Genomic DNA, 23,580 nt, shown 5'->3' with positions numbered 1-23,580 from the left:
TCAGAACATCCCTGTAGGTTCGGCGGTGGAGGCGATCGGCGGGTTGCGGCTGGCGATCCAGTCGCCGGTGATCATCTCGGCGTAGGTGGCGCCCGGGCCGACCATCGGATAGACGCCGGCGTCGGCATCGATCACGACTTCCAGGAAGGCGGGGCCGTCGAAGGCAAGGAAATCGGCGATCGTCGCGTCGATGGCGGCAGGGTCGTCGAGGCGCTGCGCCCATTCGAAGCCATCCGCCTGCGCGGCGCGCACGAAATCCTTCTTGTGCAGGCTCTTGTCCGACGCGGAGAAGCGGCCTTTGAAGAACAGCTTCTGCCACTGACGAACCATGCCGTCGCCGCTGTTGTTGAGTACGACGACCTTTACCGGCAGGCCATAGGTGGTGACCGTCTCCATCTCGCCGATGTTCATGCGGATGCTGGCGTCGCCATCGATGTCGATGACGGTCAGGTCGCGCCGCGCGAACTGGGCGCCGATGGCGGCGGGCAAGCCAAAGCCCATGGTGCCCATCGAGCCCGAGGTGAGCCAGTGTCTGGGCTCGCGAAAATCGAAGTACTGCGCGGCCCACATCTGGTGCTGGCCCACGCCCGTACTGATGATGGCGCGGCCGTCCGTGATGCGATTGATCGCCTGGATGACCGCGCAAGGCTGGATGGTCTCGCCGTCCCGGCAAAAATTCATCGCGTGTGTGGTCTTCAATGCGCCGACATGGGCGTGCCATGCCGCGTAGTCGGGTCTGAATCCGATGCGCCTGCCGTAATCCAGCAGTCGCTGAAGCGACACGTCGAGCGAGCCGACGTGGTGCCAGTCCACCGACTTGACCTTGCCGATCTCGGCGGGATCGATGTCGATCTGCGCGATGGCGCGTGCGCTCGGTGCGAACTTCGTCGGCACGCCCACGACGCGGTCGTCGAAGCGCGCGCCGAGGGCGAAGACGAAGTCGCTGTCGTCCATCGCATAGTTGGCATACGCCGCGCCGTGCATGCCCAGCATGTGCAGCGCGAGCGGGTCGGTGGTGTCGAAGCCTCCGATGCCCATGAGTGTGGTGACCACCGGAATGCCGAAGGCGTGCGCGAACTCACGGAGGACGGATGACGCGCCCGCCGCGATGATGCCGCCGCCCGCGTAAATCAGGGGGCGTTCGGCCCTGGCCAGAGCGTCGAAGAAGCTCGCGCAATGGGCGTCGGCGATAGTCGCCGACTCCACGGCGCGCAGCCGCGAGCGATAGCCGCGCACGGGTAATTCGCGGCGGCCTTCGAAAATGAGGGGTGCGTTCTGCACGTCCTTGGGGATATCGATCACCACGGGGCCGGGCCGGCCGCTGCGCGCGATATGGAACGCGGTACGCAACGTGGCTTCGAGCGTGGAGGCGTCCGTGACCAGGAAGACGTGCTTGGCGCACGCGCCCATGATCGTGCTGATCGGCGCCTCCTGAAAGGCATCGGTGCCGATGGCGCCCGTTGGCACCTGGCCGGAGATCACGACGACGGGAATGGAGTCGGCCATGCAGTCGCGCACCGGTGTCACGGCGTTGGTCGCGCCGGGGCCGGAGGTGACCAGGGCCACACCCACCCGCCCGGAGGCACGGGCATAGCCGGCGGCCATGAAGCAGGCCCCTTGTTCGTTGGCGGGGACGATGAGCGGCATCGGTTCGTTGCCGTCGTCTTTCGTATGCTCCGCGTTGTAACGGAACACCGCATCGTATACGGGAAGGATCGCGCCGCCGGAGTAACCGAAGAGTACGTCGAGGCCCTCGTCGGCAAGCACTTGCACGACGATGTCGGCACCGGTCATGGACTGACCGGCGAGCGGGTGATTCGATGCGATGCGGCGGGTTTCGCCGACGGTATCCAGTTGCGCGTTCACGTTGATATCGATTCCTTTGGCGGCGTGTAGGAGCGCGCCCTGCGCGCGACTGAGGGACATCGCGCGCAGCGCGCTCTCCTACAGGGTTTCTCGGTTATTCCGCGGTTTTGGCCGCTTCGGCGGGGGCTTTCGGCTGATTCGCCTGCAGCCACGGCATACGGGCACGCAACTGGGCGCCGACCTTCTCGATCGGGTGATCCAGATCCGCCTGTTTGAACTTCTTGTAGTTCGGCAGGCCCGCCTTGTATTCGGCTGTCCACTCACGCGCGAAGGTGCCGTCCTGGATGTCCTTGAGCACGGCCTTCATGCGCTCCTTGGTGCTGGCGTCGATCACGCGCGGACCGCGGGTGTAATCGCCGTACTGGGCCGTCTCCGAGATGAACTCGAGCATGCGCGCGATGCCGCCCTCGTAGAACAGGTCGACGATCAGCTTCAGCTCATGCATCACTTCGTAATAGGCGATCTCCGGGCGGTAGCCGGCTTCGGTCAGGGTCTCGAAACCCTTGATCACCAGCTCGGTCGCACCACCGCAAAGGACGGCCTGCTCGCCGAACAGATCGGTCTCGGTTTCTTCCTTGAAGTCGGTCTCGATCAGCATGGCGCGAGCGCCGCCGATGCCGGCCGCATAGGCGGTGGCACGCTCGGTCGCGTGACCGGTCGCATCCTGGTGCACGGCGTACAGGCACGGGACGCCGCGACCGATCTCGTACTCGCGACGGACGAGTGCGCCGGGACCCTTCGGCGCGACCAGCACCACATCGATGTCCTTGCGCGGTTCGATCTGGCCGAAGTGGATGTTGAAGCCGTGCGCGAACAGCAACGTGGCACCCGCCTTGATGTTGGCTTCGATAGCGTCCTTGTAGATGCCAGGCTGGGTCATGTCCGGAGTCAGCACGGCGATCAGGTCGGCGCCGCGCACGGCGTCGGCGGGCTCGGCGACCGCGAAGCCGTCGTTATAGGCGCGGCTCCAGGACGGCCCGCCGGCGCGCAGGCCGACGACGACGTCGAGCCCGGAGTCCTTCAGGTTGAGGGCATGCGCGCGGCCCTGGCTGCCGTAGCCGAGGACGGCGATACGGGCGTTCTGCAGTGGGGCGGTAGTGGCTTGCTTGTCGGTCACGGTGTTCTCCTTGATGCGTCGTTGTCTGAGTGGGAGCCAGATCGGTTGGCGATTCCCGTTGATGAGTCGTCGGAACGATCAGTTGCCGATGAGCTCCTGCGTGCAGTCGTCTTCGGCGTATTCGCGGCGTGGCGGGTTAGCGATGGCGGTAGCGGGCGCGTCGTCGAAGGCCTGCGTCACGGCACCCTCGGCGGCGGAGCCGACCAGGCGTGCGTACTTGGCAAGCACGCCACGGGTGACCTTCGGCGGCTCCGGTCGCCATGCCGCGCGGCGCGATGCCAGGTCCGCGTCGGTGCGGAGCTCCCGCGTCGAGGCATCGATGAAGATCGCATCGCCCTCGCGGATCAGGCCGATCGGGCCGCCGCGCGCGGCCTCCGGTGCGATGTGCCCGACCATGAATCCGTGCGTCGCGCCGCTGAAGCGACCATCGGTGATCAGCGCCACATCGTTGCCGAGCCCGCGACCGATCAGGGCGGCCGTCACCGCCAGCATCTCGCGCATGCCCGGACCGCCGGCGGGTCCTTCGTTGCGGATGACCATCACGTCACCGGCACGGATACGTCCGGCCTTCACGGCGGCGAACGCTTCCTCTTCGCTCTCGAAGACACGGGCCGGTCCGGCGTGACTGCTGCGGCCGTGGCCCGCGAGTTTCAGGATGCAGCCCTCGGGCGACAGGTTGCCGTAGAGGATGCTGTAGCCGCCACGCGGCTTGAAGGGGCTGTCGACGGAGCGAACGACCTCCTGGCCCTCGGTGGCCGCGGGTGCGGCGTCGAGTTCGGCGAACAGGTTGCGGCCGGTGACGGTCTGCGTGTCATTGAGCATGCCGCCCTTGCGCAGTTCGCGGGCGACGATGGTCGTGCCGCCGGCGGCGGTCAGTTCGACGGCGCTGTAACGGCCGCCGGGCATGAGGTCGGCGATGACCGGCGTATGCGCGGAGGCCGGCTCGAAGTCTTCGATCGACAGCGGAACGCGCGCTTCGTTGGCGATGGCGAGCAGGTGCAGTACCGCGTTCGTGGAGCCGGCCGTGCCGGCGACCATGCGCGCGGCATTGTCGAACGCGCTGCGGGTCATGATGTCGCGCGGCTTGCGATCGGCGTTGAGGCATTCCATCGCCAGCTCGCCACAGCGGAAGGCGGCGTCGCGCTTCGACGGATGTGTCGCCGGGATATCGTTGAGACCGACCGGCGACAGACCCAGCGTGGTCAGCACCATCGCCATGGTGTTGGCGGTGTACTGCCCGCCGCAGGCACCCGCGCCGGGGCAGGCGTGACGCTCGACGTCTTCCAGTTCGGCATCGTCGATCTTGCCCGCGCCATGAGCGCCCACCGCTTCGAACACCTGCTGTACCGTGATGGCGCAGCCGTTGCGCGTGCCGTGATCGATGCTGCCGCCGTACAGCGCGACGCCGGGGATGTTCAGGCGGGCCAGGGCCATGGCGGCGGCGGGAATGGTCTTGTCGCAGCCACACAACAACACCATGGCATCCAGACAGTGACCGTCGACAGCCAGCTCGATCGAGTCGGTGATCACCTCACGGCTGACCAGCGACGAACGCATGCCGGTGGTGCCCATCGCGATGCCGTCGGTGACGGCGATGGTGTTGAACTCGACCGGCGTGCCGCCTGCCGCACGGACGCCTTCGGCAGCGGCTTCCGCCAGTTCACGCAGGTTGAGGTTGCACGGCGACACGTTGGACCAGCTGTGCACGATGGCGACCATCGGCCGCGCGATGGCGTCGTCGTCGAGACCGGTGGCGCGCAGCATGGCACGTGCCGGCGCGCGGTCGGGACCGGTCTTGATCGCATCGCTGCGCAGCGTGCGGATGGGGATCTTCTTGTCGTTCATGCGGCCTCCGCGTTGGCGTGACAGGCTTCCAGGACGGCGCGGGTCACGTCATGCGTGCTCGCGCTGCCGCCCAGGTCGCGGGTGAGGTTGGCGTGCTCCAGGACGTGATCCACCGCGGCTTCGATCACGGCGGCCTCGTCGGCCAGACCGAGCGAGTGACGCAGCAACATCGCGGCGGAGAGAATCGTGCCGAGCGGGTTCGCCAGCGACTGGCCGGCGATATCTGGTGCGGAACCGTGGATCGGCTCGTAGACGCCCGCACCAGGACCGCCGATGGACGCGGAAGGGGACAGACCCAGCGAGCCGGCGAGCACCGAGGCTTCGTCGGTCAGGATGTCGCCAAACATGTTCTCGGTCACGATGACGTCGTAGTCGGCGGGACGCGTCAGCAGATGCATCGCCATGGAGTCGACCAGCTGATGTTCCAGCTCGACATCGGGGTAATCGGCGGCGACGCGCGTTGCCACCGAGCGCCACAGGCGCGATGTCTCGAGCACATTGGCCTTGTCGACCGAGGTCACCTTCCCGCGGCGTGTACGTGCCAGCTCGAAGGCATGGCGGACCACGCGTTCCACTTCTTCGACGCTGTAGCGGCATTCATCCGTCGCATCGGTCTCGCTGCGCGTTTTCGCACCGAAGTAGATGCCACCGGTGAGTTCGCGGATGAAGACCAGGTCGACACCTTTCGTCCGCTCCGCTTTCAGCGGTGACAGCGCCGCGGTGCGCGGATGCAGCTTCAGCGGGCGCACGTTGGCGAACACACCCAGCAGCTTGCGCATGGCCAGCAGGCCCTGTTCGGGACGGACCTTCGCGCTGGGGTCGGACCACTTCGGACCACCGACGGCACCCAGCAGGATCGCGTCGGAAGCCAGCAAGGCGTCACGCGTCCTCGGCGGCAGCGGATCGCCGAAGCGATCGATCGCATCCCCGCCGATGGCGTGCTCGGCGAACGTGAACTCGTGGCCGAAACGTTCGGCGATGGCGCTCAGCACGGCGACGCCGGCCTCAGCGACTTCCGGGCCGATACCGTCACCCGGCAATACGACGATCGAGGCCTTCATGCGGCTTCCTCCATGCGTGCTTCGAACGCCGCGATGTCGGCCTCCTGCTGCAGCAGGAAACCCATCTGGTCGACGCCGTTGAGCAGGCAATGACGCGAGAACGCGTCCAGATTGAAACGAATGGTGCCGCCGTCCGGCAGGCGGATGCTGCCTTCGGCGATATCGATGCGCAGTTCGACACCGGGATTGTCGAGCAGCCAGCGGTGCTCGGCCTCGCTGACCACGATCGCCAGCAGGCCGTTCTTCAGCGAATTGCCGCGGAAGATATCCGCGATCTCGCTGGAGATCACCGCCTGGATGCCGTAGTCCAGCAGCGCCCAGGGCGCGTGTTCGCGCGAGGAGCCGCAACCGAAGTTGTGGCCGGCGACGAGGATCGAGCAACCGCGCGCCGCGGGCTGATTCAGCGGGAACGCGGGGTCGTCACTGCCGTCGGCGGCGTAGCGCCAGTCTTCGAAGCAATGCTTGCCCAGGCCGGTACGTTCGGTGGTGGTCAGAAAGCGCGCCGGGATGATCCGGTCGGTGTCGATGTTTTCGTTACGCAGCACCGCCGTGCGGGAATGCACGTAGGCGAGCGGGCGGCTGGTCTGGCTCATGCGGCGACTTCCTGGTTCATGTAATCGCGGGGATCGGCGACTCGGCCGGCGATCGCCGACGCGGCGGCGACCAGCGGGCTGGCCAGTACCGTGCGTGCGCCCTTGCCCTGACGACCTTCGAAATTGCGGTTGCTGGTGGCGACGACCAGCTGGCCCGGCTGGGCGAGGTCGCCGTTCATGGCGATGCACATGGAGCAGCCCGGCTCGCGCCACTCGGCACCGGCGGCGCGGAACACCTCGTGCAGCCCTTCGCGCTCGGCATCGCGACGTACCTGCTCGGAGCCCGGCACCACCAGCATGCGGACGCCGGCGGCGACGGTGCGGCCGCGCAGGATTTCCGCGGCGGCGCGCAGGTCGGACAGGCGACCGTTGGTGCAGCTGCCGACGAAGACGACGTCGACCGTCTCGCCCGTGATCGGCCTGCCCGCGGTGACCTTCATGTAGTCGAGCGCACGCTGTTCCTGCGCGTCGGCGGCAGCGGGCACGTTGGCGTGGATCGGCACGACCATGCCGGGATGGGTGCCGTACGTGACCGACGGCTGGATCGCCGATGCGTCGATGCGGACTTCGCGGTCGTAGGTGGCGCCTGCGTCGGTGGGCAGCGCACGCCATGCGGTAACCGCACGATCCCAGGCTTCGCCCCTCGGCGCGCGCTCGCGGCCCTTCAGCCAGGCGAACGTGGTCTCGTCCGGCGCGATCAGGCCTGCGCGTGCGCCTGCCTCGATCGACATGTTGCACACCGTCATGCGCTCCTCCATCGACAGCGCGCGGATGGCTTCACCGGTGTACTCGAGCACGTAACCGGTGCCGCCACCGATGCCGATCTGGCCGATGATGTGCAGGATCAGGTCTTTCGCGGTGACGCCTCGCTGCAACGCGCCGTCGACGTGGATCGCGAAGGACTTCGGCTTACGCTGCAGCAGGCACTGCGTGGCCAGCACATGGCTGACTTCCGTGGTGCCGATCCCGAAGGCCAGGGCGCCGAAGGCGCCGTGCGTGGCGGTGTGGCTGTCGCCGCAGACGATGGTCATGCCGGGCTGCGTGGCGCCCACTTCGGGTCCGGCCACATGCACGATGCCGCGTTGCGGGCTGTCCCAGCCCATCAGGTCGATGCCGAACTCGGCGACATTGGACTCCAGCTTCGCGACCTGGGCTTCCGCCTCCTTCGTGTAGTACGGACGCCTGCCGTCCGCATCGGCGGGCAGCGTCGGCGTGGAATGGTCCAGCGTGGCGAGTGTGCGATCGGGGCGGCGCACCTTCAGCCCGCGTGCGCGCAACTCGTCGAAAGCCTGCGGCGACGTGACTTCATGCACCAGGTGCAGGTCGATGTAGAGCACGCCGGGCGTGCTTTCCGTTTCGGCTTTTACCTGGTGGCTGTCCCACAGCTTGTCGAACAGGGTACGCGCGCTCATGCCGCGACCCTCCCGTCCGCGGTTTCCCCGATGGGCGACAGCCAGCCCCACTGGTCTTCGGTGCGGCCGTCGAACAGCCCGAAGAAGTCGTCCTGCAACTGACGGGTGATCGGCCCCGGACGACCGCTGCCGACCGGCTTGCGGTCGACCGAACGCACGGCGGTGACTTCGGCGGCCGTACCGGTCATGAACACTTCGTCGGCGAAGTAGAGCATTTCACGCGGCAGCGGCTGTTCGATGACCTGGAAGCCGCGCGCGCGCGCCAGCGTCAGCACGGAGTCCCGCGTGATGCCGCACAGGATCGACGAGGCGGCGGGCGGCGTGTAGATCACGCCCTTGCGCACGATGAACAGGTTCTCGCCCGCGCCTTCGCTCAGCAGCCCGTCGGTGCCCAGCGCGATGCCCTCGGCGAAGCCGCCATTGATCGCTTCGCGCGCGATCAGCTGGCTGTTGAGGTAGTTGCCGCCGGCCTTGGCGCCGCTGGGATAGGTATTGGGCGCGGCGCGGTTCCACGAGGAGACGCAGACGTCGACACCCTTCTCGATCGCGTCGGCGCCATGGTAAGCGCCCCAGGGCAAGGCGATGATCGACACGTCGACCCTGGTGTCGAGCGACGGCGCCAGGCTGAAGGTGAATCCGCTACGGAAGACGATGGGACGCACGTAAGCGGACTGCAGTCCGTTCGCGGTGATGACATCGCGACAGGCCTGATTGATCTGCCTGGCGTCGTACGGCATCACCAGGTCGTACACACGCGCGGAATGGAACAGCCGCTCGGTGTGCTCTTCCAGTCGGAAATAGCGCGGGCCATCCGGCGTGGAGTACACGCGAATGCCTTCGAAGACGGAGGAGCCGTAATGCAGCGCGTGTGCGCCGACATGGACGGTGGCGTCCTGCCAGGACGTGATGCGGCCGTTGTGCCAGAGATGTTTCGGGGCTTCCATGGATCCTCCTCAGGACTGGACCGCGACGGGCGCGGCCTGGGTATCGAATTCGTAAGCGCTCATCAGAGCGGTGAGATCGTCGTTGGTTACCGAGCGCTGCCTGTCGGCCAGCGCCTTGAAGCGATCGAAGACGGCGTCCAGCGTCGTTTCGTCGATGTCGTAATCCAGTTCTTCCAGGCGCTGCCGCAGCGCGTGGCGACCGGAGTGCTTGCCCAGGACCAGCGAGGTTTTCGCCCCGACGTCCTGTGGCCGCATGATTTCGTACGTGCCCCGATGCTTGATCATCCCGTGCTGGTGGATGCCGGACTCGTGCGCGAAGGCGTTGTCGCCGACGATCGCCTTGTTGCGCGGCACGGCCTGCCCGGTCACTTCGGCCAGCAGGCGAGAGGTCGGATAGAAGTGCCGGGTGACGATGCCGGTATCGACCTTGAACAGTGGGCGGCGCGTGTGCAGCGCCATGACGATCTCCTCCATGGCGGCGTTGCCGGCGCGTTCGCCGATGCCGTTGATGGTGCATTCCACCTGGCGTGCACCGGCGGCGACGGCGGCCAGCGAGTTGGCGACGGCCAGGCCGAGATCGTCATGACAGTGGGCCGAAAACACGACTTTGTCCGCGTTTCTCACGTGGGTGCGCAGGTAGGTGAACATCCGGGTGATTTCGTCGGGGGTGACGTAGCCGACGGTGTCGGGAGCGTTCAGGACGCTGGCGCCGGCTTCAACGGCGACCGAGAAGATCTCGGCGAGGTAGTCCGGTTCGGTGCGCAGGGCATCTTCGGCGGAGAATTCGACTTCGTGGGCCAGGGCCTTCGCCCGGTGGATGGATTCGGCGGCGATGTCGATGACTTGCTGCTTGCTCTTGCCCAGCTTGTGTTCGCGATGCAGCGGGCTGGTGGACAGAAACAGGTGGATCCGTGAGTGATGCGCGCCTTGCAATGCTCTGCCCGCGCTGTCGATATCGCCTGGCTGGCATCGGGCCAGCGCGGCGACCGTGGGCGTCTTCAGCGATCTCGCGATCTCGGCTACGGCGGCGAAATCGTCGGGTGAGGCCTGGGGGAATCCGGCCTCGATGATGTCGACACCCAGTTCTTCCAGGGCATGCGCCATGCGCAGCTTGGCTCGTCGGTCCATGGAGAATCCAGGGGCCTGTTCGCCGTCGCGCAAGGTGGTGTCGAAGATACGCACGCGGCCGCCTACGTCGCTCTCGACGGATTCGGTGCTGCCCTGGTTTGCTGGATTCATGTCTGGCTCCGCTCGTGAATGAGGCGGGCCCGGGGCAATAAAAAACCCCGCATCCGTTGCCGGGTGCGGGGTTCTTCAGGAGTCTTCAGGTTTGTTGCTTATTCACCTGGACACTTGCCCTCAGCCCGCACCTCCGCAGGTAATAAGTACAAGGCTAAGAAGAAGGAGGCCGCCACCGAGACGCAGCTTGCCGACCGCCGGAAGGCGGTTCAGGTCAAAGCGGCCATGGGTGGTGCGCTGCGTCATGTCATCGAACGTATGTCACTTCGTCGACGTGTGTCAACACTTTCGCGCGAAACTTTTTTCCTAGGACGTTTGGACGGCTAGACGCCCGATGTCGTGGTTTTCCTACGCAGGCCGCGCTGGAATGCGGCTTGCGGCCAAGTGGTATGGCCCTCATGGAATGAGAAAAATGGACAGTTAGTGGGAGTGTGACGGAGGTCGCACTTGGTCACGTTGACCGTGTTTTTTTGCGCCACCTAAACTGGTCACGTTCCAGTCGACGTATCCCAAAGGACGATTCATGGCCAAGCAACGGACGGCCGGAGCGCGCATGTTTGCGCGGCTCACGGCATGCACCTTCCTCGCGTTCACCCCTCTCGCCCATGCGGCTGACGCGCCCCCTCCCTTTATCGAGTACGAAGCCGCCGGTGAGTATTTCACCGACCTGATGCAGGTGAGCCTCCGGGCCATGCAGGCGCGCTGCGAACACTTCAACGAACCCGACTGCCAGCTCATCTCGGCGAGAACCAGCGACATCGGCTACGCGTACACCTATCAGTTCCGCTATGACCGGCCGGGCGGCGACAGCGAATGGCACAGCAGCGGCGATGGCGGCTACGGCTACATGTCCTGCGCGCCGGGATTTTCGGTCTACATGATGGCCTTAGGCATGCCGATGGGGCCCTTCGCGAACCGGGAGCTCGATGTGGACAACATGTTCCCCGTGTTCTGTCAGGCGGCCGGGCGCGCTTCGGCGGTTGCCGGGAAGCGTGATGTCTCGGATGCCTACCAGGACGGGAAGCTCACCTTGCGCGAGGTGACCGAGGGCGGGCGGAGCGTGCGCTGGACCGTGAATGAGGAGGATGCCGGCATCCGGGTGCGCGGCGTCTCCCGTGAGTCGGTGTCCGAATTCCTCATCAATGACGATCGCGTGGTCACCATCGGTGATCGGGTCTCCCTGATCTACGCCGCCGACGGTTCGCTGCGACGGGTGCAGGGAAGCGACGGCACGTCGATCGATGCGCAAGGGAAATACGACCCCGAAGCAAGGCTTGGCCTACTGCTTGCGTCGATCACGGCCCAGTTGCCTGAGGTCGGTTCGCCCGGGCCGCTGGGGGTGGTGGCGAAGACGGGCGATGCGATCCGCGCACTGCTGGCCCGCTCGGAGGGCCGGGACGAGCCCTGACGGCGAGGCTGGAGCTCGTGGGAGCGGCATCCGCCGCTCCCACGAACCGGGCCCCGCCATGGATTTTCCTCAACTCCGAAATGTCATTTTTGTTTCAAGTTCGTTACAGGGTTGCCGATAATGGGCGGGCAACCCGTCGCGTCATCCGCGCTGTTGCAAGTCGAATCGCATGAAGTTGCGAAAAGCGTGGGTGACGAGCGAAGTACCTCTTCCGCGACGTCCCCGGTCTTGAATTGAAATTGCGCTTGAAACGCAAAGCAGGGGATACAACCGTGGTCAGCTCGTTTTACGCCGGTGCGGTGCACTGATGCGCGCCCGTTATCTGATCGCCGCCGCACTCGCATGCACGGCCGCCGGCGTCCAGGCCGATGATTTCTTCCGCGACGGTTCGTTCAACGGCGAACTGCGCCTGTACAGCTTTGCTCGTCATTACGATGCCGACACGCAGTACAACACGCGAGCCACGTCACTGGCGGGGCTGTTCACCGTGAAGAGCGGCAAGGTGGGTGGCTTCAGTCTCGCCGCCACCGCGTTCTCGGCGCAGTCGCTCGGTACGCGTGCCGACAACCCGGGCCGGGTCGATACCTCGCTGATGGGACCGAACCACGCGGTCAGCGGGTTCACCCAGGCCTATGCCGAGTATGCGAACGACTGGCTCGTGGCACGGGCCGGTGACCAGTATCTCAACACGCCGTGGATGGGGCAGTTCGACTCGCGGGCGATCCCCGCTTCCTATCAGGCGGCCATGTTCGACTTCAAGCCGGCCAGAGGCTGGGACATTTTCGCCATCCGCACGCTCCGCTGGAAAAGCCGAACCTCCAGCGGCTACAACGACGACAACCTGTATTACCCGTCGACGTACCATCACGACTCGATGTACGGGAACAACGGCGCATTGCCGCGCACCGCGCAGGAAATGGACGGCACCACGGCGATCGGTACGACGTACGCGACCGGCGGCCTGAAGGCGCAGGCGTGGTTCTACGACTTCGAGCACTTCGGCCGGATGAGCTACGTGGACGGCATGTACACGTTCAGAAACGACAGCGGTATCACGCCGTTCGTCGGCGCGCAGATCGTTCGCCAGACCAGTGGCCCGGATAATGTGCTCGTCGAAACGCACACCAGGCTCACCGGTGCCGCCGGCGACCGCGTCGATGCGCAGGCTTGGGGCGTGGATGCGGGTGCGTCGGTCGGCAAGGCCAGGTTCGACGTGGCGTACAACAAGCTTGAGCGTCAGCACGACGCGGTGGGCGGTGGCGCGATCATCTCGCCGTACAGCAACAGCTATTCGGCCGATCCGCTGTACACCACGTCGATGCTGCGTGGCCTGGTCGAGCAGGGGCCGGGACATGCCTGGAAGGCGAAGGCGACCTACCTGATGCTGCACGATGCGCTGAGCCTCACGGCGGCCTATGCGCACTACGACACCAATCTGCGTGGTACCAGCCACAATCTGTACGTCGACATCGTCTACAAGCTCGACGACGTGCTGAAGGGTCTGCAGATCCGTGATCGCTGGGAGCACCCGGTGGGCGGTACCAACAATCTCAATCCCGGCAACCTGCCGTGGACGAGCAACCGCCTGATGATCGCTTACCAGTTCTGATCGGACGCATCGCCGGCAGGGGCTGGTTACCAGCCCCGCAACCACTCCGCGAACATCCGTCCGTCCGCCGCCATCGGCTCCGCGGCCGCCCTGCGCGACAGCATGGCACCCAGCGCTTCGGGCACCGCGACCGTACGTCCGATCAACGGCTCCACCACCGTATCGAACTTCGCGGGATGTGCCGTCGCCGCGATCGTCCATGCGCGTCGATCGCCGGCATGCCGATGTCGCTCGAACACGCGGACAGCCGTCGCGGTATGCGGACAGAAGATCTCGCCGTCGTTACTCGCATGGCGACGAATGACATCGCGGATCTCCGCGTCGTCGACGCTTTCGGCGTGCCCGCCGCGTCGCGCCGCTCCCTCACCGCCGAACAAATGGCAGAGCCGCTCGAAGTTGCTTGGCGCGCCGACATCCATCGCGTTGGCGATCGTGGCCACCGCATCGCGCGCGCGATAAGGCTGTCCGCCGAAGAATTCCGGCAGCGTATCGTTCGCATTGCAGGCAAACATCACATCCCCGATCGGTAACCCGATCGCGCGCGCCCACAAGGCGGCTACCGCGTTACCGAGATTCCCCGTCGGCACGATCGTGTGCATCGCTTCGTCGGCCTCCAGCGAGGCATGGCCGAAGTAGGCCATCTGTGGCAGCAGGCGGCCAAGGCTGATGCTGTTCGCCGAGGACATCGGTACGTCGGATTGCAGGGCTGGGTCACCGAGCGCCGCCTTCACGAGATGCTGGCAGTCGTCGAAGCTGCCCTCCACGCGCAGCGCACGCACATTGCCGCCGAAGCTGCCGAGCTGATGCGCCTGTCGCGGCGATACCCGGTTGTCCGGGTAGAGAATGGCGACGCGCACGCCCGGCAGATGGTGGAAGGCGGCTCCCACCGCCGCGCCGGTATCGCCGGAGGTCGCGACGAGAATGGTCAGCGGCCGGTCGTTGTCGCGACGCAGCCGGCTGAGGCACGCGGCGAGAAAGCGCGCGCCGAAATCCTTGAACGCCGCCGTGGGGCCATGGAACAGCTCCAGCACATGTGCGCCGTGGACGGGCAGCTGACGACGGGGCGTCGGATGGGCGAAGGCTTCCGCACAGATGGCAGGCAGTTCATCCTCGAGCGGATCGCCCGCGAAGAACGGTTCCAGCATCCGCAGCGCGGTGCCGGCGAGGTCACCCTGGCGAAAAGGCAGCGAGACCGTCGGCATCCGTTCGGGAACGTAGAGCCCGCCGTCCGGGGCAATGCCTGCGGCGATGGCGTCGGAAAGGCGCGTGGGCGCGGCACCGCCGCGCGTACTGACGTAGCGCATGCTCAGAGAACCCTGGCGGCAGGGCCGTCGATGGGAGCGACCAGTATGTCGCTGTCATGGCCGGCCGCGGCGAACGCGGCGCGCATGTCGTGCGACGCGGCGTCAGCCGAGGCGCGGTCTTCGAACCAGCCGAACACACTGGGCCCCGCGCCGGAAATGCTGGCGCCGAAGGCACCGTGATCCAGCGCGGCCTGCTTGACGTCGGCAAAGCCCGGAATGAGAGGCGCACGTCGCGGTTCGACCAGTACGTCCGACAGACCCTCGCGTACCAGCGCCGCTTCGCCGCGGTAGCAACCCGCGAGCACGAGGGCGAGGTTGGCGCTCTGCGCCACGAATTCACCCAGCGCGTAATGGCCCGCGAGTGCGGCGCGCGCCCGGCGGGTCTCCAGCACCACATGCGGATGGACCAGGGCGCAATGCCATGCCGCCGGTACCGGGATGCGCACGAGGCGCTTGTCGGTGGCCAGCACCAGTCCGCCGAGCAGCATGGGGCCGAGGTTGTCACCGTGACGGCTGCCGCTGGCGACGGCTTCGCCGTCCAGCGCGAACGGATAGAGCGCTTCGCGCGGCAGCGGCTCGTCGAGCAACGCGTTCGCGGCGACGACGGCGGCCACGCAGGACGCGGCGGAGCCGCCCATCCCGGAGCCCAGCGCGATGCCCTTGTGCAGGGTGAGTTCGAAGCCGAAGGGCAGGTCGAGCGCGCGCATCATCGACAGCAGTGCGGCGCCAGCGGTGTTGTCCGCGGCGGCCAGCGGCAGGTCGGTGATCACGCCATGGATGGCGGCGATGCGCACCTCCCGTTCGGGGATGCGGCGCACTTCCGCGCGATCGCCCGCGCCCGCGACGCAGTGGCCCAGGATGTCGAAACCGATGCCGACGTTGCCGACACTCGCATACGCCTCGGCGACAGCGACGTCCGCGCGGATCAGGGGTGAGGATTGTTCTTTCAGCATGCGCACCGTTTTACTCCCATGGCACCGGCCACGCGCAGCAGATCCGTAAATACTGCCGCGGCCGTGACCTCGGGACCGGCACCCGGCCCCTGGACGACCAGGGCATTGTCGCAGTATCGGCGGGTGGCGAAACGCAGCACGTTGTCCGTGAGCTTCGAATGGGCGAAGGCATGGTCGGCGTCGACCACCTGCACGCCGACCGAGGCACGGTGGCCATCGAGCCGCGCGACGTGGCGCAGTACACCTCCCGCGATACGGGCATCGGCCAGCAGGGCGGCCATGGGCGCATCCATCGCTTCGAGGTTGTCCATGAACTCGTCGCGCGAGGAGCCGGCGAGCTCGGCAGGGATCAGGCTGCGGACGGCCACATCGTCCAGAGACAGGGCAACGCCGGCCTCGCGCGCGAGGATCACCACCTTGCGGGCCACGTCCATGCCGGACAGATCGTCGCGCGGGTCGGGTTCGGTGTAGCCCATGGCGTGGGCCTCGCGGACCAGGGCCGAGAACGGTACGGAGCCATCGAAGCGGTTGAAAAGCCAGGCCAGCGTACCGGAAAGCATGCCTTCGACGGCCGTGAGCTCATCGCCCGTATCGATCATGTCGCGCAGGGTCTGCACGACGGGCAGGCCGGCACCGACCGTGCCTTCGTAGTACAGGTGCGCACCGCTGGCGTCGGCCGCGGCGGCGATCTTGCGCCAGCGTTCGAGCGGGCCGCTGGCCGCGCGCTTGTTCGGGGTGACGACGTGGATACCGGCGCCGAGCCAGCCGGCATAGTGGTCGGCGACCAGGTCGCTGGCACTGCAGTCGGCGATGACGGCGACATGGTGGCCGTCCCCGGCGACATAGGCGGCAAACTCATCGAGTTCGGCCGGACGCCAGGTCTGCGCGCCGTGCTGGCGGCCGTTGAGGGCGTCGTCGTCGCAGTCGAGCCACATGTGCCGGCTGTCGCTTACGGCGCGCAGGCTGAGTTCGAGGTTGCAGTCACGCAGCAGACGCGGAGCCGCAAGGCGCAGCTGGTTCAGCAGCGCACTGCCGACCTTGCCGGGTCCGACGACGCCGACATGCACCACGAGAGGCTGGACGGCGGCGCGCACGGGCGCGGCGCGTAAGGGTGAGCGGGGTAATGCGACAGCGATGGACACGATCAAAGCCTCCGGTGAGAGGCCCGTGGTCACGTCAGGTGGGGATCTTGGCTGGGAGTTCCGGCGCCGATCCCGTCCTGCGGGAGGTCGGGGCCGGCAGCGACAAGGAACTAGGCGCGCGCGAACTCCGATCCTCCGACCATGGTAATGGTCGTAGTGGATGTGGTCGCGGTGGTGGTCACGGACGCAAGCGTGCCGGTCGGGGAGACCGTGGTGAAACGCAGCGCTGGCGTGATGGGATACATGTGCCCGACGTTATGCCCGGGTGATGGGGGCTGTCAAGCGCGTCGGACGTGGCCGGATGGCCTATGGAGGATCTGGCTTTGCTGCCGGGGGGGGCTGGGCAAGGTTGAATCGCCCGCAGGGCGGGCTCCTACAAGTCTGCGTAATTTTGTAGGAGCCCGCCCCGCGGGCGACCCCGTCCATCGCAGCCTCTGTAGGAGCCCGCCCCGCGGGCGACGCGAACTACCTCAACGCTTCGAAAGATCCAGCGCGTAAACCGCCGTACCGTCGCCGTTGTCGCGCAGCTGCCTGATCGCCAGTCCCTGCGCCTTGGCTACGCCTTCCTTCCCCGACGCCGCCGTAAACGTCACCGGCCCCCTGGTCTTCACCGGCACGAAGCTCCACGAACGCTTGTCCACGTCCTTCGCGGTCACGGTCTTCTTCGCCTCGACCCACTTGATCACGACTTCGCGGTTGCCGTCCGGCGCGTTGAGCACGACGGACTCACCGTTCATGCCGGGGAACTCACCACCACCGTTCGCACGATAGCTGTTGGTCACGACGATGAAGGCCTGGCCATCCTTGATCGCCTTGCCCTTGTAACGCAGGTTGCCGATACGCTCGCCTTCCGGCTTCGTGATATCGATGGTGTAGGTAATGCCACCCTGCATCTGGTCGAAGTTATACGGCACCAGCTTGCCGGTGAGCGGCTGTTCGCCGTCCTTCGACGGATCGATCTGGTTGAAGCGCGTCGCCGACTTCTCGAGCCAGGCCTTCACCCCTGCCGTGTCGATCTTCACCGCCGCCAGCGTGTTCGGATAGAAGTAAAGATCCGCGGCGTTACGGATCGTCATCGGTCCCCTGGCGACATCGGTGTAATCGTCCGGACCGCCGAAGCCGGTACGAAAGGCGGAAGCCGCGGAAATCACCGGAATGTCCTTCCACTCCGGATGCTCACGCGCGATCTCGTCGCGTGCGTAGTCGGCCTGAGCCGCGTTGACCACCGCCAGCGCGCTCATGTTGCCTTCGTCGGCGAAGTAGCTGGTGAGGTCGTGATCGGTCGCGCCGATCGGCGTGTTGACGTACGCGACCGCGGCGTCGTGCGCTTCCTTCACGATCGGCGCGATGGTTGGATCCGCAGGCACGCACTCGTTCTTCTTCGGACAGATCGGACGGACCTGGCTGTGGCTCTTGTCCTTCTGCACCACCCAGCGACCGTTCTCGCGGGTCATGGTCATGTTGATGACACCGAGATCCTTGCCGAAGAAGCCGCCCATGACCGCAGGCACGCCGCGGACGATGCCGCGCTTCGCGTCGACGTCTTTCATGTCCATGTAGCGCGGCCCCGGAAACTCGGTATGCGAATGGCCGAGCAGCAGCGCATCGATGCCCGGCACACCGGCGAGGTACCAACCGCCGTTCTCCATCTGCGGCGTGTACGGCGCGGTGTTGAGGCCACCGTGCAGGATGGCGACCACGAGGTCCGGTTTCTGCGCGAGCACTTCCGGCATGTAACGGTTGGCCGCTTCGACGACGCCGTCGACGGTGACCTTGCCCTGCAGGTTGCGCTTGTCCCAGTCGAGGATCGGCGGCGGCGTGAAGCCGATGATGCCGATGCGAAGCGCGGTCGGCGTGGTGCTGCCGTCGGCGTTCTTCACCTCGACGGTTTTGGTCACGATCGTCCACGGCTTGAAGATCGGCTGCTTGTCGCGAACGCTGTAGACGTTGGACAGCACCAGCGGAAACTTCGGGCCGGCACACTGCCGCGGGTTCACGCCGTCGACGTTCATCGCGGTGTTGGTGACCTGCGCAAGGAACGGCAGGCCGTAGTTGAACTCGTGATTGCCGGCGGTGCCGCCGTCGTAACCGATCGCGTCCATCGCGGCGTAGATGCCGAGCTCGGTATCGCAACCGACCGGTTTGACCAGTGCCTGATAATCGGCGAGTACCGAGCCCTGGATGGTGTCGCCGCTATCGAACAGCACCGTGTTCGGGAACTCCTTGCGCGCCTGATGGATCAGCGTGGCGAGACGCTCGTAGCCGAAGCTCGGGTCGTCCTTCTGCTTGTAGTAGTCGTACGAGAGGATGTTCGAATGGACGTCGGTGGTCTCGAGGATGGCGAGGTCGAGCGTGGCGCCATCTTTCACGCTGCCGGTTTTGCCGGACTTATCCGCGGTCGGCGCGCTGGCGCACGCAGCGAGAAGGGCGGCCGAAAGCGTGGCCATCGCGAGAGATCTGAACATCGAAGGGTATCCGGGTGGGAACAAGGAGATTCGGGGCGGAAAACTAGCAGAAAAGGTCATGTAGGAGCGCGCCTTGCGCGCGATGGGTGTGTTGCGGGTGTGCCTCTGGTGTGCCGCGTCGCCGCTTCGTTGGCTTTTCGCGCGCGGGGCGCGCTCCTACACGCGGGGGTGGGGCGCGCTTTTACGGGAGGCGTTCCGCCTTAGCCTGGTCGAAGTAGGTGTAGGTCTTGCCGTTATCGCTCAGTTGTCTGGTCTTGAGGACGAAGCGGTACGTCGAACGATTCATCGGCGTACCGTCCACGCGGCGCACGTCCAGGCCCGTCGCGGTGTCGGTCGCGATATCGGCGGGCTTCACGCTCAGACCTTCGGGCGAGTGCCCTTCCAGCGCCTCGCGCAGCACGCGCCCGTCCGGCCTGCCGAGGTCAATTTTCAGCACGGCCGCGATGGTCGGCGCGACGTCCACGTTGCCGCTCGGCAGTTCGCTCCGCAGGTTCCTGCGGAAATCCGGACCGCTGGCCAGCAGCATGTTGTGCACGTCGATCGGGCTGAAGCTGCCGTGCATGCCGCGCTCGTTGGACATGCTGGTATAGACCGTACCCTTGAAGCCCTGCACGGTCGCGTCGGCGTTGAAGTCGTAGCTGACGATGATGTCGGGTGAACGCGTGTTCTCCAGATGCACGGCCGCCAGCGGGAGTGTGCCGGGGATCTTGCCGTAGCGGGCGTCGACGAAAATCGCGCCGAACATCTCGCGGCTCTGCAGGAAGCGTACGGCTTCCACGATGCGAGCGCGCTCGTGCGAGGGCAGGTAGAGGTATTCGCTGCCGCCATTCGGCGCGATGACGAAGGCATCGTTCGGCAGGTCGGCCGGTACCTTGTACGACGGCGTCGTATACGGGCCGGGCTTGCCGCAAGCGCGGCCGTCATCGTCGAAGCGGGTCGGATGCAGCTGCGCGCCATCCGCTTTGACGCCGGACATCACTGGCGCGTAGATGCAGCCGAAACCGTCGAACGCCTTGAAGCCGGCGTGGGTCATCTCATCGGCGAGACGAATCGCGCCCGACGTGGAGAAGCCCCATTCCGCTTCGACGCGACCGACACGGCCATCGGCGATCTGACGCAAGGGGAACAGGTCGGCAGGACCGGCGACGTTGCTATGCGCGTGGTCGGAGACGATCACGAGGTCGGTATCCGCATCCATGCCCAGCGACTTCAGCTTCGCCTGCAGCTGGCCGAGCAGTTCATCCTGCGCACGCAGGGCGAGGTGGAAGTTCGGCGAACCCACACCGTAGCTGTGCTCGGTGCCGTCGGGATTGCGCAGCCAGACGAAGCTGATATCGGGCTTCTCGACTGGCAGAACGTAGTCGAGGAAGGCCTTCATCAGGAACGCATTGGACGGTGTGGCCGGCGCACCGGCGCCATCGGAGGCGTCCGTGGTCGCGCCGTCCTTCATCGTGACCAGCGGCAACGGCGCGGTGGGCGTGCCGTTGTCCGGCTCCAGGTGGAAATGATCTGGATCGTAGGCGTGTACGGTATTGGCCGGCAGCGGATAGCCGGCCTTCGTCAGTCGCTGCGCGAAAGCCAGCGGCAGCGCCACGTTCTCATCGAGGATCACGCCGCCTTCGTGGATGTCCTGGAGGAAGGCCGGGCCCGATTTGCCCACCACAGCGGTCTTCAGCCCCGCTTTGCGTGCGCGCTCCAGCAACGTGGGCGCTTCCAGCAGATCGTGGTGCCAGTGATCGTCCAGCGCGCGCAGTACCGCATAGTCCTCGGTGTAGACCGGCGAGGCGAAGTCGCTGGGTGCGCCCTTCGCATCGAAACCGCTGGCGCCCGGCGCCCAGAAGCGGTTGCCGTAAAAACCGATCGTCCCCGGGAACGAGCCCGTGGCAAAACTCGACGCATTGACCATGGTGAAGGTCGGGTAGGTCGAGTGGTTGTCCGCGAAATACGTGCCCTGCCTGGCCAGCGCCGCCAGATTCGGCGTGTCGTCTTCGCTGATGGCATCCGGTCGCATGCCGTCCCAGACGAAAACGATGACGCGGCGGGAGGCGTGCGCGTCCACGGCCAGGATCACCAGAAGCAGGGCGGCAAAGCGGGCGAGTCGGCGCATGGATCGTTTCCGCGTGAGGGTAAAGGACGCCATGGTGAGGCGTGCGTGTTGCAGTACGGGGACGCGGCCGAACTGCGACCTGCGTCACTCCGCGTCACATGTTCTTCTCTTCGTAAGAAAACCTAAACACTGGGCGGCCACGCTCGAAGGCTTCTTACGTTTTACGAGTTTCCTGTCGATGAAGCACAACCGCAGCGCCCTGTTTCTCGCCCTCGCCGCCGCCATCGCCCTGCAGGCTCACGCCGAAGACGCGCCGCCCCCGAAGACGCAGGATCTGGACGCGGTCTCGGTGATCGGCCAGGGCGAGACCCGCCAGGTGCAGCGCATCGTGCCCCAGGACCAGAAGGTTCTCCCGCCGGGTACCAGCCCTCAGAAGATCCTGAATCGCCTGCCGGGCGTCTCGGTGCAGTCCAATGACGCCTTCGGCGCCAACGAGGAGTCCCAGTCGATCACGTTGCGCGGTTTCAATACCACGCGCCTCGGCTACACCCTCGACGGTCTGCCGCTGGGCGACAACGCCTACGGCAACTACAACGGCCTCAATATCTCGCGCGCCCTGATCGCCGAGAACATGGCGACGGTCGAGCTGTCCGAGGGCATCGGCGCGCTCGGGACGGCGTCGACCAGCAACCTCGGAGGCGCCATTCAGTATTTCTCGTCGGATCCGGCGAAGACCTTCGGTGGCAAGGCGGCGCAGACCTTCGGCAGCGACCACAACCGTCGCACCTATGCGCGCATCGACACGGGTGACTACAAGGGTTTTTCGATGTACCTGTCCGGCATCAAGGCCGACGCGGACATGTGGGCCCAGCCGGGCTCGAAGACCACGACCAGGCAGTTCAACGGCAAGGCCGTCTATGAGTTCGGTGACGGCAACCGGATCACCGGCTTCGCGGACACTTCGCGGACCGCGCAGGCCGACTACGCTTATCTGTCCAGGAGCGGCATGAGGCGCGGCCTCGGCTGGGACTGGAATCTCTACGCACCGGACTGGAACCGCGCCCTGGCGGCGGCCTATTGCACGCCGGCTTACACGGTCGGTGGGGTGCGCGACTCGCGTTGCGGTTACTCCGGCGGCGTCGACAACACCGACGATGCCTACTACCTGAGCCGCGCGCTGCGACGCGACGATCTGTACTACGTGGCGGGCGACTTCGCCGTGGCCGATGGCGCGACGCTGCATACCCAGGTTTATCACCATGAGAACGCGGGCCAGGGCCACTGGTGGGCGCCGGGTCAGAAGTCCAACCCCGGCACCGCCGCGGAGCTGCCGATCTCCCTGCGCAGCACCAATTACACGATCAATCGCAATGGCGCGATCGCGTCGCTGTCGTGGGACCTCGGCAATCATCATGTCGAGGGCGGCGTGTGGTACGAGAAGAACAACCATCACGTGGAGCGCAACTTCTACTACGTGGACGGTCCGTTCAACGACGATTTCTATCTGTCCGACCCGGATCGTCGTCTGTTCTCGCAGGACTATACGATCACCACCAAACAGGCGTACCTGCAGGACAGCTTCAAGGCGATGGACGACCGCTTGACCATCGACGTCGGTGTGAAGAGCCCGCACACGACCATGAAGGCGGTCGAAGCGCCGGGCGTGGAAAGCCCGTATGCCAACGGCACGCTCAAGGCGGGCAAGTCGCTGTTGCCGCAGGCAGGTCTTGCCTTCCAGCTGGCGCCCGGTCAGGAGGTGTTCCTGTCGTATGCAAAGAACATCGCGGCGTTCCAGGGCGGCGGTGCCGGTGGCCCGCTCTCCGTGTCGCAGAGCGCGTTCGACGGTACCAAGGCCAACCTCAAGCCCGAACAGTCGCGCTCCATCGATGGTGGCTTCCGCAGCGTCGGTCAGTCGTACGAAGCATCGGTGGCGTTGTATGACGTGAAGTTCGACAATCGTCTGCTCTCCCTCAACCCCTGCCCGAGCATCGAGCAGGGCACGCGTCCGGAGTGCAACACCGCCTTCGTCAACGTCGGCTCGGTGTCCAGTCGCGGCGCGGAATTCACCTTCATCTGGAAGCCGGTCCGTGGCTTCGAGTGGTACAACTCCGCCTCGTTCAACCGCTCGCGCTACGACGACAACTACGTCGCCAGCGGTGTGGTCGTCCCGGTGAAGGGCAAGACCACGGTGGACACGCCCAAGCGCATGTACTCCAGCGAGATCAGCTACACCTACGGCCCCTGGTCGGCCAGCCTGCGTGGCAAGTACACCGGCAAGCGCTACTACACCTATACCAACGATCAGAGTGTGGCCGGCGCCACCTCGTTCGACTTCGGCGCGGGCTACGATTTCGGTACGATCGGCTACCTCAAGTCGCTGACGCTGGCGCTGAACATCACCAACCTCACCGACCATCGTTACGCGACCAATCTGACCGCGTTCGGCGCGACCGATCCGAACGGCCGCGCACTGGCGTTTCATGCCAGCGCGCCGCGCCAGAGCTTCGTTACCCTGTCGGCGGATTTCTGATGAAGGCGATTGCACTATCCTCATGCGCTCTGGCCCTGGCCCTTG

The 23,580-nt window shown here is 65.9% G+C and carries 14 protein-coding genes and 2 pseudogenes; 3 read left to right on the top strand and 13 right to left on the bottom strand.

The features are described from left to right. From ilvB to B5X73_RS18005, 8 genes and pseudogenes are all read right to left on the bottom strand, one after another. Positions 1–1,794, bottom strand: coding sequence for a biosynthetic-type acetolactate synthase large subunit (gene ilvB, locus B5X73_RS18040; protein WP_079522819.1), 1,794 nt, complete (start codon positions 1,792–1,794; stop codon positions 1–3). 166 nt (positions 1,795–1,960) lie between these two features. After that, on the bottom strand, positions 1,961–2,983 hold the full coding sequence (gene ilvC, locus B5X73_RS18035; protein ID WP_079522792.1) for a ketol-acid reductoisomerase: 1,023 nt from the start codon (positions 2,981–2,983) through the stop codon (positions 1,961–1,963). Positions 2,984–3,061: 78 nt separating this feature from the next. Then, entirely contained in the window at positions 3,062–4,798 is a 1,737-nt protein-coding gene (gene ilvD / locus B5X73_RS18030) for a dihydroxy-acid dehydratase (protein WP_079522818.1), read from the bottom strand. A gap of 26 nt (positions 4,799–4,824) precedes the next feature. Further along, complete coding sequence (gene leuB / locus B5X73_RS18025) at positions 4,825–5,889, bottom strand: 3-isopropylmalate dehydrogenase (RefSeq protein ID WP_079522791.1); 1,065 nt, start codon at positions 5,887–5,889, stop codon at positions 4,825–4,827. Then, positions 5,886–6,482, bottom strand: coding sequence for a 3-isopropylmalate dehydratase small subunit (gene leuD / locus B5X73_RS18020; protein ID WP_036116577.1), 597 nt, complete (start codon positions 6,480–6,482; stop codon positions 5,886–5,888). Before leuD ends, leuB begins: the two co-directional genes overlap by 4 nt. Beyond that, a complete protein-coding gene (gene leuC, locus B5X73_RS18015) occupies positions 6,479–7,894 on the bottom strand; it encodes a 3-isopropylmalate dehydratase large subunit (RefSeq protein ID WP_079522790.1) in 1,416 nt (471 codons plus the stop codon). The genes leuD and leuC overlap by 4 nt, the downstream gene beginning before the upstream one ends. Continuing rightward, positions 7,891–8,838 carry a branched-chain amino acid transaminase gene (locus B5X73_RS18010; RefSeq protein ID WP_079522789.1) on the bottom strand — a complete coding sequence of 316 codons (948 nt, stop codon included), beginning with the start codon at positions 8,836–8,838 and terminating at the stop codon, positions 7,891–7,893. Before B5X73_RS18010 ends, leuC begins: the two co-directional genes overlap by 4 nt. A 63-nt stretch (positions 8,839–8,901) precedes the next feature. Further along, positions 8,902–10,077, bottom strand: a pseudogene (locus tag B5X73_RS18005) (2-isopropylmalate synthase); the annotation flags it as partial. Positions 10,078–10,600: 523 nt separating this feature from the next. Between B5X73_RS18005 and B5X73_RS18000 the strand changes: the two are divergent. Together B5X73_RS18000 and B5X73_RS17995 are read left to right on the top strand one after the other, a co-directional pair. Further along, a complete protein-coding gene (locus tag B5X73_RS18000) occupies positions 10,601–11,485 on the top strand; it encodes a hypothetical protein (RefSeq protein WP_079522787.1) in 885 nt (294 codons plus the stop codon). 307 nt (positions 11,486–11,792) lie between these two features. Beyond that, entirely contained in the window at positions 11,793–13,094 is a 1,302-nt protein-coding gene (locus B5X73_RS17995) for an OprD family porin (protein WP_079522786.1), read from the top strand. Positions 13,095–13,120: 26 nt separating this feature from the next. Here the strand turns inward: B5X73_RS17995 and thrC are convergent, their stop codons facing one another. The 5 genes and pseudogenes from thrC to B5X73_RS17970 all read right to left on the bottom strand — a co-directional run bounded on the left by thrC (position 13,121) and on the right by B5X73_RS17970 (position 21,065). Continuing rightward, the gene (thrC, locus tag B5X73_RS17990) at positions 13,121–14,398 is read right to left on the bottom strand and encodes a threonine synthase (protein ID WP_079522785.1); all 1,278 of its coding nucleotides are present in this window, start codon (positions 14,396–14,398) and stop codon (positions 13,121–13,123) included. Positions 14,399–14,400: 2 nt separating this feature from the next. After that, on the bottom strand, positions 14,401–15,351 hold the full coding sequence (locus tag B5X73_RS17985) for a homoserine kinase (RefSeq protein ID WP_079522817.1): 951 nt from the start codon (positions 15,349–15,351) through the stop codon (positions 14,401–14,403). After that, positions 15,345–16,412, bottom strand: a pseudogene (locus tag B5X73_RS17980) (homoserine dehydrogenase); the annotation flags it as partial. The gene B5X73_RS17985 and the pseudogene B5X73_RS17980, both read right to left, overlap by 7 nt. A gap of 551 nt (positions 16,413–16,963) precedes the next feature. Further along, entirely contained in the window at positions 16,964–18,958 is a 1,995-nt protein-coding gene (locus B5X73_RS17975) for a bifunctional 2',3'-cyclic-nucleotide 2'-phosphodiesterase/3'-nucleotidase (protein ID WP_079522784.1), read from the bottom strand. 181 nt (positions 18,959–19,139) lie between these two features. Then, positions 19,140–21,065, bottom strand: a complete 1,926-nt coding sequence (locus B5X73_RS17970; protein WP_176167886.1) for an alkaline phosphatase family protein — start codon at positions 21,063–21,065, stop codon at positions 19,140–19,142. 178 nt (positions 21,066–21,243) lie between these two features. Here B5X73_RS17970 and B5X73_RS17965 point away from each other — a divergent pair, with 178 nt between their 5' ends. Continuing rightward, positions 21,244–23,535, top strand: coding sequence for a TonB-dependent receptor (locus B5X73_RS17965; protein ID WP_079522782.1), 2,292 nt, complete (start codon positions 21,244–21,246; stop codon positions 23,533–23,535). Positions 23,536–23,580: the final 45 nt, after the last annotated feature.

The sequence above is a fragment of the Luteibacter sp. 22Crub2.1 genome (assembly GCF_900167995.1).
Classification (GTDB): Bacteria; Pseudomonadota; Gammaproteobacteria; order Xanthomonadales; family Rhodanobacteraceae; genus Luteibacter; species Luteibacter mycovicinus.
Note: the sequence above shows the minus strand (reverse complement) of the source record. Positions and strands in the feature narration are given on the sequence as shown.